This window comes from Tahibacter sp., assembly GCF_035481375.1.
Lineage (GTDB): Bacteria > Pseudomonadota > Gammaproteobacteria > Xanthomonadales > Rhodanobacteraceae > Tahibacter.
Window position 1 is genome coordinate 1 of record NZ_DATIGT010000273.1, and the last position, 17,278, is coordinate 17,278.

The following is a 17,278-nucleotide window of genomic DNA, read 5'->3' on the forward strand; positions in this document are numbered from 1 at the left end:
GCTACGCTCGGCGTTCGCTTACCCCGCCGCCCGCCATGAGCCATCCGCTGCGCCTGTTCGCCACCGCCGCGACGTTCCTCACGCGCCTGCCGTTCGCGCGCTGGAGCTACGCCGAGCCGGCACGGCTCGCCCAGGCCGCTCCCTACTTCGTGCTCGTCGGCGCGCTGGTCGCGGCCGTCGCGGCGCTCGCGGCCTGGCTCAGTCTGCAATGGCTGCCGCCGGCGCTCGCGCCCTGGGCCGCGTTGACCGCAGCCATCGTCGTCACGGGCGGTTTCCATGAAGACGGCCTCGCCGACACGGCCGACGGTCTCGGCGGCGGATTCACGCGCGAACGCAAGCTCGAGATCATGCGCGACAGCCGCATCGGCAGCTATGCGGCGCTCGCGCTCGCCGCGGTGCTCGGCGGCAAATACCTGGCGCTCGCGAGCCTGTCGCCGTCGCTGCTGTTCGCCGCACTCTGGCTCGGTCATATCTTCGCGCGCTGGAGCGTGCTGCCGCTGGCCGCGACGCTCGGCTATGCGCGCGAGGGCCAGGCAGCGAACAAGCCCGTCGCCGACGGCATCGGCTGGGTCCAGGTCGGCGCCGGCGCGTTGCTCGCGTTCGTGCTCGTCGCGCCGCTCGGCCGGCTCGCGCTGCTCGCAGCAGTGGCCAGCATCGCCGTCGTCGCACTCGCCGGCCTGTATTTCCGCGCGCAGCTCGGCGGCATCACCGGCGACACGCTCGGCGCGGCGAACCAGATCGTCGAACTGGCGTGCTATCTCGTCTGCGCGGGAGCACAACGATGGATCTGATTCTCGTGCGGCACGGCGACTCCGAGGCCGCACCGGGGCTCTGCGTCGGACACACCGACGTGCCGCTGTCGAGCGAAGGGTTTCTCGCGATCCAGCGGCTCGCCGCGCACTGGCAGGGCGACGCGCCGCGCTTCCTGTTCACGAGCGACCTGCGCCGCGCGCAGCAGTCCGCGCAAGTATTCGCGGCGCGCTTCGCGACCGAGCCGCTGGCCGATCCGCGTCTGCGCGAACTGCATTTCGGCGACTGGGACGGAAGGCGCTGGGACGCGATCGTCAACGAGGACGCCAACCACTACCGCCACTGGGCCGACAACTGGGTCATCCAGGAAGCGCCCGGCGGCGAGAGTTTCAGCGACGTCATGCGGCGCACCGGCGCGTGGCTCGCGGCGCTGCTGGGTTCGACGCAGGACAACGACGGCGTGTTCGCCGTTGCCCACGCCGGATCGATCCGCGCACTGCTCTGCCATGCGCTCGCCCTGCCGCCGGCGCGCGCGTTCTCGCTGCAGCTCGGCTATGCGCGCGCGAGCCGCATCCGCTATCGGCTCGGGCAGTTTGAAGTAAGCTACACCAACGCTTCGCGCTTCGAGGACGACTGACGCGAACCGCGCATTTTCCACACGTTTACTGACGGGCCCGATTCGCGGCCCGCGCGAGCATTTCATGGGCAACCGACTCTCGAAGATCTACACGCGCACCGGCGACGACGGCACGACCGGACTCGGCGACGGCTCGCGCGTGCGCAAGGACTCCGCGCGCGTCAGCGCCTACGGCACCGTCGACGAACTCAACAGCGTGATCGGCATGCTGATCGCGCACGACATCGGCGACGACATTCGCGAACCGCTGACGCAGATCCAGCACGACCTGTTCGACCTCGGCGGCGAGCTGTGCATCCCCGGCATGGCCATGGTCTTCGACGACGACGTCGCGCGGCTGGAGACCGTACTCGACGGCTTCAACGACGACCTCCCTCCGCTCAAGGATTTCATCCTGCCGGGCGGCGGCATCGCCGCGGCGACCTGCCATCTCGCGCGCACGGTCTGCCGCCGCGCGGAGCGCGAAGTCGTCACGCTGGCCGAACACGAAAGCGTGCGCGCGGAGGCAACGCGCTATCTGAATCGCCTGTCCGACCTGCTGTTCGTGCTCGCGCGCGTGCTCGCGCGGCGCAGCGGCCACGGCGAGGTGCTCTGGCAGCACGAACGCCGCAAGAAGCCGCAGAGCGCCTGAATCATGCATCTCGCGCTCTACACGCATGCCAGCTGCCTCGCCCATGACCCGGGCGCCGGCCACCCGGAATCGCCGGCGCGCCTGCGCGCGGTGCTCGAAGCGCTGACCCATGACCGCTTCGCCGGCATCGACCGCATCGAAGCGCCGCGCGCGACGCGCACGCAGCTCGAACTCGCGCACAGTCCGGGCCACGTCGCGCAGATCTTCGACGCCGCGCCGGCCGGCGACGCATCGCTGCGCATAGACGCCGACACCGTCATGTCGCCGGACTCGCTCGACGCGGCGCTGCGCGCCGCGGGCGCGGTCTGCGCCGCCGTCGACGACGTGCTCGCCGCGCGTCATCGCCGCGCGTTCTGCGCCGTGCGACCGCCGGGCCATCACGCGACCGCCGCGCAGGCCATGGGCTTCTGCCTGTTCAACAGCGTCGCGGTCGGCGCGCGGCATGCGCTCGCGAGCGGCCTGCAGCGCGTCGCGATCGTCGACTTCGACGTGCATCACGGCAACGGCACGCAGGACATCTTCGTCAGCGATCCGCGCGTTCTCTACGCGTCGACGCACGAAATGCCGCTGTATCCCGGCACGGGTCTGCGCCGCGAGACCGGCGTCGGCAACATCATCAACGAACCGCTGCCTTCCGGCGGCGGCAGCGGCGAATTCCGCGCGGCCTACCGCGAACGCGTGCTGCCCGCACTCGACGCGTTTGCGCCGCAGCTGTTGTTCGTCTCCGCGGGCTTCGACGCGCATCGCCTCGACCCGCTCGCGAACCTCAACCTCGACGCCGAGGACTACGCGTGGGTCACGCACGAGCTCGTCGCGCTGGCCGACAAACATGCGCAGGGCCGCATCGTGTCGAGTCTCGAAGGCGGTTACAGCCTGACCGCGCTGCGCCAGTCGGTGCAGGCGCACGTCGCGGCGCTGATCGAATAACGCGGGCGCAACAGGGCATTGCGCCCCGCGCGTCGCTGACAGTTTTCGCAGCGCCGCCCCGTCCTCGGTGACAACTCCCGCGTTCCGCGGCCGTCGTCGAAGGAATCCGCATCATGCGTCGCCTGTTTGCCAGTCTCGCCGTTGCCGCCGTGTCCTGCCTTGCCGCGCGGCCCGCCGCTGCGCTGCAGTTGCCGTGGTTCGACGGCGTGTTCAAGAGCATCGGCACGAACTTCGCGTGCGCGAGCGATCCGCCGATCAGCCAGATCCGCGTGCAGGCGTATACGGGCTACACGCTGTTGCCGCCCAATCGCACGCCGGCCGTCGGCGAAGTGTTCTACACGCACCTGATCATCAGCCACCCGGGCAATCCCTGCGGCGGCAGCGTGATCGGACTGGAACTGCTGCTGCCCAACGGCGTGACGCCGGCGATCTCGGCGGAGAATCCGGCGTTCTGCTTCGCACGCGTGCCGAACGGCCCGCGCCTGATCAACCTCGGCAACGATTCCGGCTACGGCTGCCCGCAGCAGCTCGCGCAGGGGCTCGAAGGCTGGGCATTCCGCGCGCCGCGCAATACCGCCGACGGCGGTGCGTGGCGCTCGGGCCAGGGGTTCTGGCTGGAATTCCTCGTGCCGGTCACGTCGACGACGATCCAGAACGGCAGCGAGATCCGCTGGCGCGTGAACCCGGACATCGGCGTCGTCGGCTATCCGTCGGTGCCGATCTTCGTCAACAACGACGTGCTGTTCCGCACCTCGTCCGAAGGCAACGTGCTGTCGCTCGACGTCTGTTCGCTGACGCCGGTGGCGCAGGGGTGTATCTAGAGGAATGGGTTGTCAGGAGTGAGAAACGAGTGATCAAGCCCTTGAAGTGGCCACTCTTTCCTCACTCCTGCGCACTCGTTCCTGCCTCGAACTCCAGCGCCGCCGAATTGATGCAATACCGCAACCCGGTCGGCCGCGGGCCGTCGGGGAACACGTGCCCCAGGTGCGAATCGCAGCGGGCGCAGCGCACTTCGATGCGGCGCATGCCGTGCGTTTCGTCGAAGTGCTCGGTCACGGCCTCGCGCGACAGCGGTTCGTAGTAGCTCGGCCAGCCGCTGCCCGAGTCGTACTTCGCGCCGGAGCCGAACAGCTCGGCCCGGCAGGCGGCGCAGTGGTAGGTGCCGGTCTCGTGGTGGTCCCAGTACTTGCCGCTGAACGCGCGCTCGGTCGCGGAGCAACGGCAGATCGCGTACTGCTCGGGCGTGAGCTGGTCGCGCCACTCGGTGTCGGATTTCTCGATCTTGGCATTCATGGTCGTTCCAGATGGGGATGCCGCGCGATCCTACAAGCAGCGCCGTCAAGCACTTATGGTCGCGCCGATTGCTGCAATGACCGGCTTTCGGGCATCTTACGCGCCTCGCCGTCTGCCAAAGACCTGCCTGTGCCGCGCAATCTTTCGCGTACTTTCCGACTGCGCCATCTGGTGCAGGCCACCGTCCTGTGCCTGTACGGCGCAGGCGCCCATGCGGCCGACAACGCCGCCAATCGGGCCGCCTGCCTTCCGGGCAGCGACCAGTGCCCGCGCAAGTCCGACGACTTCAGCCTGTGCAAGCCCAACGCGCTGCTGTCCTTCCACGTTGCCGGCCTGCCGGCGACGGGCAAGCGCGAAGAGGCCGAAACCGATTTCGCGGCCGACCGCTTCCAGAGCGCCGACGAAACCAAGTACGTGCTGCAGGGCAACGCGCGCGTACAGCGGCTCGATCAGCTGATCCGTGCCGACGAACTCACCTACTGGACCGAGACCACGGCCTGGATCGCGCAGGGCAACGTGCGCTATCAGGATCGCGGCATGCTGCTGTCGGCCGACAAGGCGCAGGGCAAGACCACGCCGAACACGGCCGTGCTCGACACCGTGCAGTTCCAGCTGCTGAATTCGCGCGGCAACGGCCGCGCGCAACAGGCCGAGCTCATCGACGACGATCATGCGCGCATGACGCTCGTGCGCTTCTCGACCTGCGATCCCGACCAGCCGAGCTGGGAGATCCGCGCCGACGACATCACGATCGACCAGGCCGAGGGCGTGGCGCGCGGACACGACGTGACGCTTCGCGTCGGAGACGTGCCGATCTTCTGGCTGCCCTACGCGCGCTTCCCGACCGACGACCGGCGGCAGAGCGGCTTTCTCTATCCGAGCTTCGGATTCAACGGCAACAGCGGTCTCGACCTGACGCTGCCGTACTACCTGAATCTCGCCGAGAACTACGACATGACGCTGTATCCGCGCATCGTCACGCAGCGCGGATTCATGCCCGGCGCCGAGTTCCGCTATCTGACCGAGCGCAGCCGCGGCCAGGTCGACGGCACCTGGATGCCGAACGACCGCCGCGCCGAGCGCGAGCGCGGCCAGTGGCACTGGGACAATTTCACGTATCTCAACGCGAACTGGAATTTCGCCGCCAACGTCAACGGCGTCAGCGACAAGCGCTACTTCGAGGACTTCGGCGACAGCCTGTCGGCGATCTCGACGAGCCTGCTGCCGTCGAGCATGTACCTCAACGGCCGCGGTCGCGGCTGGAGCTTCGCCGCCGGCGGCGACAAGTATCAGGTCACTGACCCGGCGCTCGCCGATCAGTTCGAACCCTACATCCGTCTGCCGCGCATCACCTTCGACGGCGACGTCGATCTCGTCGGCCGCCTGCGCGGCGGCGTGAAATCCGAATTCGTCGCGTTCGACAAGGACTGCTTCCGCGACGGCAACGGCACGCGCGTCTGCCCGACCACGGGCCAGCGCCTCGACGTCTATCCGTATCTGAGCCTGCCGCTCGAAGGCGCGTCGTGGTTCCTGCGTCCCGAGTTCGGCGTGCGCCACACGCGCTACGACGTCGAGACCGAGCTGGCGGACGGCCGCGAACTCGGCGCGACGCCACAGCGCACGACGCCGATCGGCAGCCTCGACATGGGCCTGATCTTCGAGCGCGACGCGAACCTGTTCGGCACGAGCTACATCCAGACGCTCGAACCGCGCCTGTATTACCTGCGCGTGCCCTATCGCGACCAGAGCGACCTGCCGCTGTTCGACACGCAGCTGCTGACCTTCGACTTCCCGCAGCTGTTCACGACCAACCGCTACAGCGGCGCCGACCGGCAGATGGACGCGAACAACCTGACCGTCGCGCTGACCACGCGCCTGCTCGAGACCGCGACCGGCGCCGAGCGCCTGTCGGCGAGCCTCGGCCAGATCCGCTATTTCGACGAGCAGCGCGTGCAGCTCTACGGCCCGGCGACCGACTATTCCGGCTCGGCCTATGTCGGCGAACTCGACCTGCATCTGTCGGACAAGTGGCGGCTCAAGATCGCCGAGCAGTGGGATCCGAACGACGATCGCACCGACCTGTCGGCGGTCAGCCTGCAGCGCCGCTTCCTCGGCGACGGCGTGCTCAATGTCTCGTACCGCTACCGCCGCGACTTCCTCGAGCAGACCGACATCTCGGCACTGATCCCGCTGAACGAGCGCTGGCGCCTGATCGGCCGCTGGAACTACTCGCTGCGCGACCGCAAGCCGCTGGAGAACCTGTTCGGTATCGAGCGCGATTCCTGCTGCGTGATCTGGCGCCTGCTCGCGCGTCATTACCTGCGCAGTGCGAGCGGCAAGGCGAACGATGCGATCTACTTCGAAATGGAGCTCAAGGGACTCGGTGCGATCGGCCAGAAAACGGGCGATTTCCTGCGCCGTGGTATTCTCGGCTACCAGTGATCTGGTCGGTGCCTGAGCGTTCAGGCACCAGTCCGGGGCGACATGCACACTCGTCGCCCCGCCCGCGCAACCGGCCCGGTTCGCGGAATTCCCAAGCTCTACACGGACCTGCGATGAACAAGCCTGCGCTCGCGTTTGCCCTGCTGACCACCCTGTCCGCGGCCGTCACGCCGTCGTGGGCCCAGTTCCTGAATCCGCAACCCGCCCAGCAGACGCAGACCGCCGCACCCGACGACGGCACGCTCGACCGCATCGTGGCCATCGTCGACGAAGACGTCGTGCTCAAGAGCGAACTCAACCGTGCGGTCAACCAGGTCGTCGCGCAATACCAGCGCAATCCGCAGCAGCTTCCGGCGCGTCCGGTTCTCGAACGCCAGGTGCTCGACCGCCTGATCATGACGCGGCTGCAGGTCGCCAAGGCCGGCCAGAGCGGCGTGCGCATCGGCGACGTCGAGATCGACCAGGCCGTCGCGAACATCGCCCGCACGAACAAGATGGACGTCGACCAGCTGCGCAGCGCGATCGCGCGCGACGGCCTCAGCTACGAAGAATTCCGCCGCAACCTGCGCGACGAACTCGTCACCCAGCGCCTGCGCCAGCGCGTCGCGCAGTCGACCCAGGTCAGCGACGCCGAGATCGACATCGCGCTCGCGAACAACAGCCTCAAGACCGGCGAGGTGCGCCTCGCCCACATTCTCGTCGGCGTGCCCGACGGCGCGAGCGCCGAACAGATCCAGGCCGCGCGCGAGAAGGCCGAGCGCGTGCAGCGCGAAGCCGCCGCGCCGGGCGCCGACTTCGCCGCGATCGCGATCCGCTCGTCCGACGGCCAGGACGCGCTCGAAGGCGGCGACATCGGCTGGCGCCGCTACGACCAGGTGCCGGAAATGTTCGGCGATCTGCTGCAGGGCATGAGCGTCGGCCAGGTCTCGCCGGCCGTGCGCGGCCCCAGTGGCTTCCACATCCTGAAGCTCGTCGAGCAGCGCGCGCAGGGCAAGCAGCTCGTCACCGAATTCCACGCCCAGCACATGATGGTCAAGATCAGCGAACTCGTGACGCCGACCGACGCCGAGAAGAAGATCAACGATCTGCGCCGCCGCGTCGAAGGCGGCGAGGATTTCGCCACGCTCGCCAAGTCCAACTCCGACGATGCGACCAGCGCGAACGCCGGCGGCGACATGGGCTGGTTCCCGATCGACACCTACGGCGCACAGGTCGGCGAAGTCATCTCCAACCTCAAGGACGGCGAGATCAGCCAGCCGTTCCGCAGCAACGCGGGCTATCACTTCGTCAAGCGACTCGGCATGCGCGAACTCGACCGCACCGACGAAGCGCGCCGCACGCAGGCCCGCGAAGCGATCCAGCAGCGCAAGGCCGAAGACGAGTTCGAGAACCTCATGCGCCAGCTCAAGGCCGAGGCTTACATCGAATACCGCCTGGCCGGCTACGACACCAAGGGCGAGCCGGTCAGCGGATGAGGCGAGCATCGAGCGGCCGGGAGTGGGAAACGAGTAGACGACGCTTCGACTCGGCATCACTCACTTCTCACTTCACGTCCCTCAGGCTTTCGCCATGTCCCTGCCCCGCATAGCCATCACGCTCGGCGAACCCGCCGGCATCGGTCCGGAGCTCGTAGCCGAGCTCGCGCACAGCGACGTCGCGGCGGACCTCATCGCGATCGGCGATCCGCAACTGCTCCGGTCCGCGGCGGCCGGCCGCAAGCTCGGCCTGCAACTGACCGACGACGATGGTCGCGCGATCGCCGCCCGCGCACCGGGCAGCCTGCGCATCGTCGCAACGGAAACGGCCGCGCCGGTCGTTGCGGGCAAGCTCGATCGTGCGAATGCGGGCTACGTGCTGTCGACGCTCGCGCGCGCCGCCGACGGCTGCATGGCCGGCGAGTTCGATGCCGTGGTCACGGCGCCGGTACAGAAAAGCATCGTCAACGACGCCGGCATTCCGTTCTCGGGCCACACCGAATACTTCGCGCTGCGCGCGAACGCCGAAGTCGTGATGATGCTGACCTCCGGCGCGCTGCGCGTCGCGCTCGCGACGACGCATCTGCCGTTGTCGGCCGTACCCGCCGCAATCACGCGCGCCTCGCTGGAGACGACGCTGCGCATCCTGCGCGCCGATCTGCAGCGCAAGTTCGGCTTCGCCGAACCGCGCATCCTCGTGCTCGGATTGAACCCGCACGCAGGCGAAGGCGGCCATCTGGGCCGCGAGGAAATCGAGATCATCCAGCCGCTGCTCGCCGACCTGCGCGCCGAAGGCTTCCGCCTGACCGGCCCGCTGCCGGCCGACACCGCGTTCCTGCCGGCCCCGCTCGGCCAGACCGACGCCGTGCTCGCGATGTATCACGACCAGGGCCTGCCCGTGCTCAAGGCCATGGGCTTCGGCAACGCGGTCAACCTGACGCTCGGCCTGCCGTTCGTGCGCACCTCGGTCGACCACGGCACCGCACTCGATCTCGCCGGCCGCGGCATCGCGGACCCGAGCAGCCTGATTGCGGCGACGAGGTTGGCGGTGGATCTGGCGAAGCGAGCCACAAAAGCCTGAAAACAAACCCTCCCTTGCACGGGAGGGTTTAACTACCGATCAGCAATCCTTCCCATTGCACGGCGACAGCGCCGCGGCCGCCAGCACCGCGCGACGCCGCTGCGGCAGGCGCAGCTTCTCGAACACCAGCATCACCGCGAGCAGCACGAGGCCCAGACCGGCGAGCATCGCCGCAGTGATCGGCTCGTGCAGGAACAGCGCACCCCAGACCTGCGCGAACACCGGCACGAGGAAGGTCACGGTCGTCGCGCGCTCCGGACCTGCATCGCGCAGCAGACGGAAATACACGACGAACGCGATCGCGGTACAGACCAGGCCGAGCGCGGCCAGCGCGAGACCCGGCGCAAGGCCCGGCACCTGCGTCGGCACGTTGGCGAGCAGCAGCGGCGACAGCAGCAGCGCCGCGCCGATCTGGCTGCCGGTGGCCGTGACGACCGGATCGGTGCCGCTGAACAGGCGGCGCAGTTCCGCCGCGCCGAGCGCGTAGAGCGCGGCGGCGGCAAGACCCGCGACGAACGCGAGCATCGTTGCGGCCGTCAGCGTCACCGTGCCGAAGCGCGCGATCGTCACGACGCCCGCGACGCCGACGACGACGCCGGCGAGCTTGGACAGCGACGGACGCTTGCGCTGCAGATACCAGCCGAGCAGCACGGCGAACAGCGGCACGGTCGCGTTGAGCACGGCCGAGTAGCCGGCCGGCAGGTGATGCGCCATGAACGCGAACAGCACGAACGGCACGCCGGCGCTCAGCGCGCCGATCCAGGCATAAGCGCGCCAGTGACGGCGCCAGTCGAGGTTCAATCCCTGCCAGCGCAGGAACACCAGCAGCACCAGCGCCGACAGCGCGATGCGCCCGGCCGCCGTGAAGCCCGTGCCGAACTCGGGCACGGCGATACGCATGAACAAGAACGAGCCGCCCCATATCATGGCCAGGGCCAGCATCCGCACCATCATTCCCGCAGTCATCGCGACATCCTCGTGAGCGACGCTTCTGTCAGTACGACCAACGCAGCGCCTGAGGTCCGCCATGCTATGCCTGGAAAGCGAGCGGAAAAATCGATACTTTCTGTCCCGGACCGTCAAGGAAACTAACAGATGCGCGCCTGGCAGCACCTCCCGCCCCTGCGCACGCTGCGCGTCTTCGAATGCGCCGCACGGCACCTGAACTGGTCGCGCGCGGCCGAGGAACTGCATCTGACCCACGGCGCGGTCAGCCTGCAGATCAAGGCGCTGGAAGAAGAACTGGGGCTCAAGCTGTTCGCGCGCAGCGGCAGGAAGACCTGGCTGACCGACGCCGGCCAGCAGCTCGCGCTCGGCGTGCGCGACGCGCTCGACGAACTCGCATTGACCGTCACGCGCGTGCGCGAACGCGCCGCGGGCAACGTGCTGACGCTGAGCGTGCTGCCGTCGTTCGCGGCGGCCTGGCTCGTCGGCCGGCTCGGCGGATTCCTCACGCGCCATCCCGACGTCGAGTTCAACCTGCAGAGTTCGATCAGCCTCGCCGACTTCCGCAACGACGGCGTCGACGTCGCGATCCGCTGGGGCAACGGCCCCTGGCCCGGCCTGCGCTGCGAGAAGCTGCTCGACGACGAGCTGTTCCCCGTGCTGAGTCCGCGCCTGACGCGGCGCAAGCTCAAGCATCCGTCGGAACTGCTGGAGCTGCCGCTGATCCGCATCAAGCAGCAGATGCGCAAGAACGACTGGGTGCGCTGGTTCGCCGCGGCCGGCGTCAGCACGAGCGAGCCGCGCGGCGGCGCGATCTTCGACGACACCGAGCTCGCTCTGCGCGCCGCGGCCAAGGGCCAGGGCGTCGTGCTCGCGCGCAGTTCCCTCGCGGGCGATCGCCTCGCGAGCGGCGAGCTCGTCGCGCCGTTCGCGCTGCGCGTGCCGGCCCACTATGCTTACTACCTCGTTTGTCCCGAATCGCATTTCGAGAAACCGTCGGTGCGGCAGTTCCGCGCCTGGCTCATCGAAGAGCTCGCGACTTCCTCGCCGCTCGCCCCGCCGCCCGAGGCTCCCGTTTGAAGCGCTATCCGTCCGTTCCCGTCAACGCCCATGCCTCCGACGCCGTCGCCGGCAAACATGTCCACAAAAAGCAATTTGGACAGCACTTCCTGCACGACCCCGGCCTGATCCGGCGCATCGTCCAGGCGATCGCGCCGAAGCCCGGCGAACGGCTCGTCGAGATCGGCCCCGGCGAAGGCGCGATCACGCTGCCGCTGCTGCGCGAACACGGCCGGCTCACCGTGATCGAGCTCGACCGCGACCTGATTCCGCGGATCCAGGCCGCCGCGCGCGACATCGGCGAACTGGAGGTGATCCATGCCGACGTGCTGACCGTCGACTTCACGGCGCTGGCAGCCGGCGCGAACCTGCGCCTCGTCGGCAATCTGCCGTACAACATTTCGAGCCCCATCCTGTTCCACTGCCTCGACCACGCCGCCGCGATCACCGACATGCATTTCATGTTGCAGAAGGAGGTCGTCGACCGCATGGCCGCCGACCCGGGCAGCAAGGTCTACGGCCGGCTCAGCGTCATGCTGCAGCTCTACTGTCGCGTCGAACCGCTGCTCAAGGTACCGCCCGGCGCGTTCAACCCGCCGCCGAAAGTCGACTCGGCCGTCGTGCGCCTCACGCCGCTGCCGCGCGAACGCCGCCACGACGCCGATCCGGCCCTCGTCGAACGTGTCGTGCGCCACGCGTTCGGCCAGCGCCGCAAGACCCTGTCGAACGCGCTGCACGGCGTCGCGAACGCCGACCAGATCCGCGCCGCCGGCATCGATCCGAAAGAACGCGCGGAACAATTGGCCCCCATGGATTTCGTGGCCATCGCGAAAGTCGTCGCCGAAGATGCGTAGGGCGCAATCAGCGAAGCGCATTGCGCCAAATCCGCCCCAGCCCGGCAGCTCCGGTTGTCGGCGTAACGCGGGCCGGTGAGCACAACGCGAGCCGATGAGCGCATTGCACCATCCCCACCCAGCAATGCCGGACCGGCCACGGCGCAATGCCCTTCGAGCGTCGCGCCCCACGCTCGCAGCGACGCTTTGGACGTGACAGTTTCGCCCCCGCGGATCCGCTAGACGCCCCATGAGCGGCGGCACCGTGCCGCCGCCTTCCGCGCACAAGGGGAGAAATCCATGAATGCCCGACGCTTCGCCTATGCCGTGTCGTGGACGATGTTCCTGCTGCTGTTCGGATCCGGCATTGCGAACGCGCAATGCAGCGGCAACGCCTTCGGCTATTGCGCCGACTGCACGACGCCCACGCCGTGCTGCGGTTACGGTCCGTGCAACATCTTCTGCTTCAACTGCGACGGTGGCTGCCGGCAGGCGCCCAGCGGCGATCGCGACCCCAGCTGCGGCAGCATGACGCGCACCGACGCAGTCGGCGACGCGATCCGCGGCAAGACCAGGCCCGCGCCGGAACTCAAGCCTGCGCGCGAAGCCTTCGACGGCATCGACACCAGCAACGACGGCACGATTTCGTTCACGGAAACCAAGGCCTGGGCCAAGCGCGAGAACAAGGGCCTGTCGCGCAAGGAACTCAAGGCCGGCTTCGGCAAGGCCGATGCCGACGGCGACGGCAAGATCCAGCCCGCCGAGTTCGACCGCAGCCTTGCCGGCTCTGGTTCGGGCTACTGATGCCATCGGCTCGGGCCGCCGGCCCGACCGGATTCAGGGAATCTCTAAACGCCGTCCGGTGATTTTTAGAGTCGCCGGGTCCTGCGCAGGTCCGGACTCGGCTCCGCTGATCAAGCGCTTGTGCGCTTGATCGCGAGCGGCGCATGACTGCGCCGCGCGAACGTCGACGTTTTTTTCGACGTTCCCTTCAGCGGCGTCGCAATAGCGGCCACTGCTGCCGCAGGCCCGCGGCGTGCAGCCATCCGAGCAGCAGACAGGTCGCCGAACTCGCAATCCAGAACGTGAGGCCGTTGCCCGGAAACAGCGGCATCAGCACGACGAAAGCGAGTCCGCGCACGATCAGCACGACCGCGATCGCGCCGAGCACCAGGCGCACGAACGGCAGGCGCGGAATCGCGCCGGCGCCCGACAGCGCGTAGAGCGCCCAGACCAGCAGCACCGCACCGATGCCCGCCGCCATCTGCGCCGGATACGCGTGGCCGCGCTCGGCGAACTGCGCCATGCGCTCGCCGGCACCCAGCGCGCGATACCAGCTCGCGCCGAACGCGATGCAGCCGAAATGGAGCAGCGCAGCTGCGATGTCGCCTGCGGCAGCGGCGAGCAGGAAGCGGTTCGTCGGTCGGGGCATGCGAGGTTTCGAAGTCGGCAATCAGAAAAAAATGACGAGCCGGCAAGGATACAGTGACGCGCTGATACCGCGGGAAATTTCGCGAAAGACGGCTCCCCGGCGCAGCTGGCCACAGACGACACCGGCGTGATCGACACGATCAAAACCAGGATTCGGCACAAAAAAAAAGCGCCCGAATGGGGGCGCCTTGTTCGAAGTTGGGTTGTCGGGCTTACCTTTCCCGCCTTGGCGCTATCCCGCTGCGTGCGGGGAGCCCTTCAGGCCGGCGCGTCGCCCCGCGTCGGGCGGTTAGACGGATCACCTGAGGAGTGTGACGCTGAGGTACGACGACGCGCCAGCGCCAGAGCCATACGGGAATCCAAGGCGCGCGAAGCACCCATTCGCTACGCGCGCGGTCGTTGCTGATCTAGGCGAACCGGACGGAACGACCCGTCCTCAAAAAAAGCAGGGCGACCCGGCGTCAAGCCGGGACGACTGACGTCCGGCGTATTTCAATCGGCCTGGACTTGATCAGCCTGCATGCCCTTCTGTCCCGGCACGGCGACGAAGCTCACACGCTGGCCTTCCTGCAAACTCTTGAAGCCCGAGCCCTGGATTGCGCGGAAGTGCACAAACAAATCTGCACCGCTTTCCGGGGTAATGAAACCAAAGCCCTTGGCGTCGTTGAACCACTTTACGGTGCCACTCTGTCGATTCGACATTTGAAACTCCTTGCATTAGTAGATATGCGCCGACATCGCGTCGGTGCGAGCGACTGGTTTGCAAGGTTGAGTTGCGAACAATGAGAGGCGGGATCTCGGACTAACCGGGGTCAAGCAATCACCGTGACCAAACAAGCACAGTGCAGGCACTGTACGCTGCTTGCCGCGACATCGCCAGAAAAAACTTCCGGAGAAGGTAAACCGGCTTCGTAACGCTCCGATAACGATCCTGAGCGCACGTCGATCTACTGCCGGACCTGCACACGCAGCCTTGCGCCGATCATCCTGCAGGGACCGACCGTCGGGCCGCTCGTGCGCCGCTACGGCGGCGCGCCGCGTGGCGACGGGCACGCCTCGCGTGCTTTTGTCGGCGAAAAACGCAAGCCGCTCCAGGTAGCCTGGATCGCCTGGCTGTTTGTTTTCGGCGAAGCCTCAGTGTGCGTCCGCATTCCCTGCGACAAGCAAGGCAGCCGCGTCGACGCTGCGCACGCCGGAAGTGCCGCTGACGAGATCGATCGCCATATGGCGAGCTTCGGGCGACGTCATCGTGCCTTGCAGCCCGACAACACCGTCACGTGTCTGGACGACGATCTCGCAATTGTCGGTGCCGAGCGACATCGCCAGCATCTTCTCCACCGTCGCGGTGATCCATGTATCGCTGCGCGTTTGGCGCGATCGATGAGCGCCGTCGCGTCGCGACGCCTCGTTGCGAGCGAAATCCGTGACAGGCGCCCAATCGACGACGTCGAGCTGGTTGTCCAGATGCACTACGCCTTTGGTATCGCCCGCCATCTGCTCGGCGAGGAGCTTTTGCCTGTCGCTGCGTACCAGTCCGCGCAGCTGCGCCGCGCCGGCCACCACGATGACGACGATGTCGTCCGCCTGCATTCGCGAGCTTGCGCTCAAGCGCGATTCGATCGCAGCGGCGACGCTTTGATCGCCACGCGGCGCTTCGCAAGGCGAGGACGGAGGCGCGAGGGGCGAGCTCGCCGCGAAACCGCCGTAGAGAGCGAGCGTGGCGGCGGCAAGCAAGGAGAACGGCGGTGTCGGACGGGAAAGTTTCATGGCGTTCCGGAAGCGCTGGCGAGGGAGAAAAAATGGACGATTGACGGTTGCGGGCGAATGCCGAGCAATTGCTGCACTCAATACGCGCCGAAGGAAGTGTGCCTGTTTCGACGCCGAATGCACGACACACGGCAACGGTCGGTACCGCAGCAATCGTGCGCTGGTCGGCGCGCATCGGCATCAGCGCGAGCGCCGCTGCGTCAGACGCCTGAACGCTTGCGCTTTCCGCTGCGAGCTACCCGTCCGGACTAACCCGTGATTTTTGTAAGGCAACGGACTTCGCCGAGCACGTTATCCGTCAGCAGCAGCCGCAACTCGGCTTCTACCACTGTCAAGTTTTCCAGTCCCGAAGACGCGGCAAGCGAGTAGATATATCCGCACGCGTCTGCGCGCGACGTTCTACTTACCCTTACGTGCTGGCTCCGCGATGCGGTCTTCCACAGTTCCTGCAGAGCAGCGGGGGCGATTCCGCCGCGCCCTGAAACGCAGAACTGAAAATAAATCACCTGCCTGTTCCGCCGTGACGGCAACTGCTCGTTGTTCAAGATGGATGCCCGGAGTCGCGATGTCGCGCAATTGCGCTCAGCGAATTTGCAGGTTCGGCGGCCGGTCAGCGGCCCGCATTCTTGCGGCCGGACTCGTAAAGACCGCCCGACATACCCAGGCGGTCAGGCAACTCAACGCTTGGACCCGTCGTTTTCGCCGGCAACGGGCTGCGGGCTGGCCGTAGTCCGCACTGCCTTTTCGTCGACCCGTTCGGAATCGGCTTCGACGACGGCAGGACGGCCGATGGGATTTTCCGCAGCCTTGTCGGCACCGGAGCTAGTGACGCTGCCGCTGTTTGGCTTGATGTATGTCGTCGGTTCTTTCATGGTGTGACTCCAATCGGCCGTCCTTGGCCAAACAAGCTCCAGGATCGGTGCGGCAGTGTCCTGCTGCTGAGTCATGCCGGTGCCCGGCACAAATACGGAGAGATAGGCTTGGCCCCGCATTGCGATGCGGAAGATGCCATCGAGCTGGGGACTGCCTCGACGAGAAGGCGTGAGGCGAAGGAGTCTCACTATGCGCTCCGCGGTGTGAAGTACTTGTTACGCGACGGCGCGACGGCCCGTTCGCCACTTATCACTTGCAGGAACGTATACAAGCGTCGGAGACGCGCGATGCGAACGCGATCGACGCGCCGCGTCACGTCGCACCATGGCTCTCCTTGCGGAACCCGATGAACCGATGTTGCCGTGTCATTCGGCCCGGAACGCGCAGCAGCCGACACCCAGCGCTGCGTGCGCCGGCGGCGCGGATCGTCGAGGACTTTCTCGCGATCGCGTCCCCGCCCTGATCCTCACTCGTCCGCGTGCAGTGCGACGATATCGAGCGCATCTCGCAGATCGCAGATGCGCTGCTGCAGCCTCGTCAGCGCCGAACCGGCCACGTTGAGCGGGCCCGACGTACCCTCGCGGCCATGCATCGCGCCGCTCCAGTCCCAGTCGCCTTCGGCCTCGTGAAACGCGAGCCAGGCGCGCTGCGCCTTGCGCAGCGCGTCGCGATCGGAATCCTGCTTCACCGTCGCGAGCAGTTCGCGATAGAGCCGGTTGAGTTCCGCATCCCATGCCTGATAGGCGCGACCCTGCGCATCGCGCATATCGACCGTGACGCCGCCGCTGCGCTCGATGTCCTTCGCGAATGCCGCTGCGATCGCGTGTCGTTCGACATAGTCGCACTGCGCCGCCGCGATGCAGGGCACGGTCAGCGCACCGGCCAGCGCGAGAATTTTCCCGGGGGTTCGCATGCACGCCTGCCTCGTCGTCGTGGTCTCACGATCACTACGCAATTCGCCGCGCATTCCTCCGCGCGACGACGACGACGCGTCGTCGCGCGTCGTGCACTCAGCCGTAGATCGCCTTCGCGCCTTCCTTGACCGCATTCATCGCCGCGAGATACGGGCCCGGGCCGTAGCTGATGCGCGCGACGCCGGCCGCGGCGAGTGCGGCCAGCGACGGCGAGCTGCCG

At 67.4% G+C, this 17,278-nt stretch carries 18 protein-coding genes; 11 read left to right on the top strand and 7 right to left on the bottom strand.

Annotated features, from left to right (window positions below; all coding sequences use genetic code 11):
* The first annotated feature begins 35 nt into the window (after nt 1-35).
* From cobS to VLF18_RS18025, 5 genes are all read left to right on the top strand, one after another.
* Entirely contained in the window at nt 36-791 is a 756-nt protein-coding gene (cobS, locus tag VLF18_RS18005; protein ID WP_325281006.1) for an adenosylcobinamide-GDP ribazoletransferase, read from the top strand.
* Nucleotides 782-1,387, top strand: coding sequence for an alpha-ribazole phosphatase family protein (gene cobC / locus VLF18_RS18010; protein ID WP_325281007.1), 606 nt, complete (start codon nt 782-784; stop codon nt 1,385-1,387). The genes cobS and cobC overlap by 10 nt, the downstream gene beginning before the upstream one ends.
* Nucleotides 1,388-1,451: 64 nt before the next feature.
* Nucleotides 1,452-2,018, top strand: a complete 567-nt coding sequence (locus tag VLF18_RS18015; protein ID WP_325281008.1) for a cob(I)yrinic acid a,c-diamide adenosyltransferase — start codon at nt 1,452-1,454, stop codon at nt 2,016-2,018.
* Nucleotides 2,019-2,021: 3 nt separating this feature from the next.
* Entirely contained in the window at nt 2,022-2,945 is a 924-nt protein-coding gene (locus VLF18_RS18020; RefSeq protein ID WP_325281009.1) for a histone deacetylase family protein, read from the top strand.
* A 113-nt stretch (nt 2,946-3,058) separates the two neighbouring features.
* Nucleotides 3,059-3,766 (top strand): hypothetical protein, encoded by a 708-nt coding sequence (locus VLF18_RS18025; RefSeq protein ID WP_325281010.1) that lies wholly within the window; start codon nt 3,059-3,061, stop codon nt 3,764-3,766.
* Nucleotides 3,767-3,827: 61 nt separating this feature from the next.
* Here the strand turns inward: VLF18_RS18025 and msrB are convergent, their stop codons facing one another.
* Nucleotides 3,828-4,238: a peptide-methionine (R)-S-oxide reductase MsrB gene (msrB, locus tag VLF18_RS18030; protein WP_325281011.1), complete on the bottom strand. Its 411-nt coding sequence runs from the start codon at nt 4,236-4,238 to the stop codon at nt 3,828-3,830.
* A gap of 171 nt (nt 4,239-4,409) precedes the next feature.
* Between msrB and VLF18_RS18035 the strand changes: the two genes are divergently transcribed.
* The 3 genes from VLF18_RS18035 to pdxA all read left to right on the top strand — a co-directional run bounded on the left by VLF18_RS18035 (nt 4,410) and on the right by pdxA (nt 9,236).
* Nucleotides 4,410-6,680: an LPS-assembly protein LptD gene (locus tag VLF18_RS18035; RefSeq protein WP_325281012.1), complete on the top strand. Its 2,271-nt coding sequence runs from the start codon at nt 4,410-4,412 to the stop codon at nt 6,678-6,680.
* Between the two features lie 113 nt (nt 6,681-6,793).
* On the top strand, nt 6,794-8,155 hold the full coding sequence (locus tag VLF18_RS18040; protein ID WP_325281013.1) for a peptidylprolyl isomerase: 1,362 nt from the start codon (nt 6,794-6,796) through the stop codon (nt 8,153-8,155).
* Between the two features lie 94 nt (nt 8,156-8,249).
* On the top strand, nt 8,250-9,236 hold the full coding sequence (pdxA, locus tag VLF18_RS18045) for a 4-hydroxythreonine-4-phosphate dehydrogenase PdxA (protein WP_325281014.1): 987 nt from the start codon (nt 8,250-8,252) through the stop codon (nt 9,234-9,236).
* Between the two features lie 39 nt (nt 9,237-9,275).
* Here pdxA and VLF18_RS18050 read toward each other — a convergent pair whose 3' ends face one another.
* Nucleotides 9,276-10,430: a DMT family transporter gene (locus tag VLF18_RS18050; protein WP_325281015.1), complete on the bottom strand. Its 1,155-nt coding sequence runs from the start codon at nt 10,428-10,430 to the stop codon at nt 9,276-9,278.
* Between VLF18_RS18050 and gcvA the strand changes: the two genes are divergently transcribed.
* From gcvA to VLF18_RS18065, 3 genes are all read left to right on the top strand, one after another.
* A complete protein-coding gene (gcvA, locus tag VLF18_RS18055) occupies nt 10,332-11,261 on the top strand; it encodes a transcriptional regulator GcvA (protein WP_325281016.1) in 930 nt (309 codons plus the stop codon). The two genes, VLF18_RS18050 and gcvA, sit on opposite strands and share 99 nt — an antisense overlap.
* Nucleotides 11,258-12,094, top strand: a complete 837-nt coding sequence (gene rsmA / locus VLF18_RS18060) for a 16S rRNA (adenine(1518)-N(6)/adenine(1519)-N(6))-dimethyltransferase RsmA (protein WP_325281017.1) — start codon at nt 11,258-11,260, stop codon at nt 12,092-12,094. The genes gcvA and rsmA overlap by 4 nt, the downstream gene beginning before the upstream one ends.
* A gap of 279 nt (nt 12,095-12,373) precedes the next feature.
* On the top strand, nt 12,374-12,877 hold the full coding sequence (locus tag VLF18_RS18065) for an EF-hand domain-containing protein (RefSeq protein ID WP_325281018.1): 504 nt from the start codon (nt 12,374-12,376) through the stop codon (nt 12,875-12,877).
* A gap of 187 nt (nt 12,878-13,064) precedes the next feature.
* Here the strand turns inward: VLF18_RS18065 and VLF18_RS18070 are convergent, their stop codons facing one another.
* From VLF18_RS18070 to VLF18_RS18090, 5 genes are all read right to left on the bottom strand, one after another.
* Nucleotides 13,065-13,505, bottom strand: coding sequence for a hypothetical protein (locus VLF18_RS18070; RefSeq protein ID WP_325281019.1), 441 nt, complete (start codon nt 13,503-13,505; stop codon nt 13,065-13,067).
* A 491-nt stretch (nt 13,506-13,996) separates the two neighbouring features.
* Entirely contained in the window at nt 13,997-14,206 is a 210-nt protein-coding gene (locus tag VLF18_RS18075) for a cold-shock protein (protein WP_325281020.1), read from the bottom strand.
* A 432-nt stretch (nt 14,207-14,638) separates the two neighbouring features.
* Nucleotides 14,639-15,271 carry a BON domain-containing protein gene (locus VLF18_RS18080; protein ID WP_325281021.1) on the bottom strand — a complete coding sequence of 211 codons (633 nt, stop codon included), beginning with the start codon at nt 15,269-15,271 and terminating at the stop codon, nt 14,639-14,641.
* Nucleotides 15,272-15,948: 677 nt separating this feature from the next.
* Nucleotides 15,949-16,143, bottom strand: a complete 195-nt coding sequence (locus tag VLF18_RS18085) for a hypothetical protein (RefSeq protein ID WP_325281022.1) — start codon at nt 16,141-16,143, stop codon at nt 15,949-15,951.
* 467 nt (nt 16,144-16,610) lie between these two features.
* On the bottom strand, nt 16,611-17,057 hold the full coding sequence (locus tag VLF18_RS18090; protein ID WP_325281023.1) for a lysozyme inhibitor LprI family protein: 447 nt from the start codon (nt 17,055-17,057) through the stop codon (nt 16,611-16,613).
* Nucleotides 17,058-17,278 lie beyond the last annotated feature (221 nt).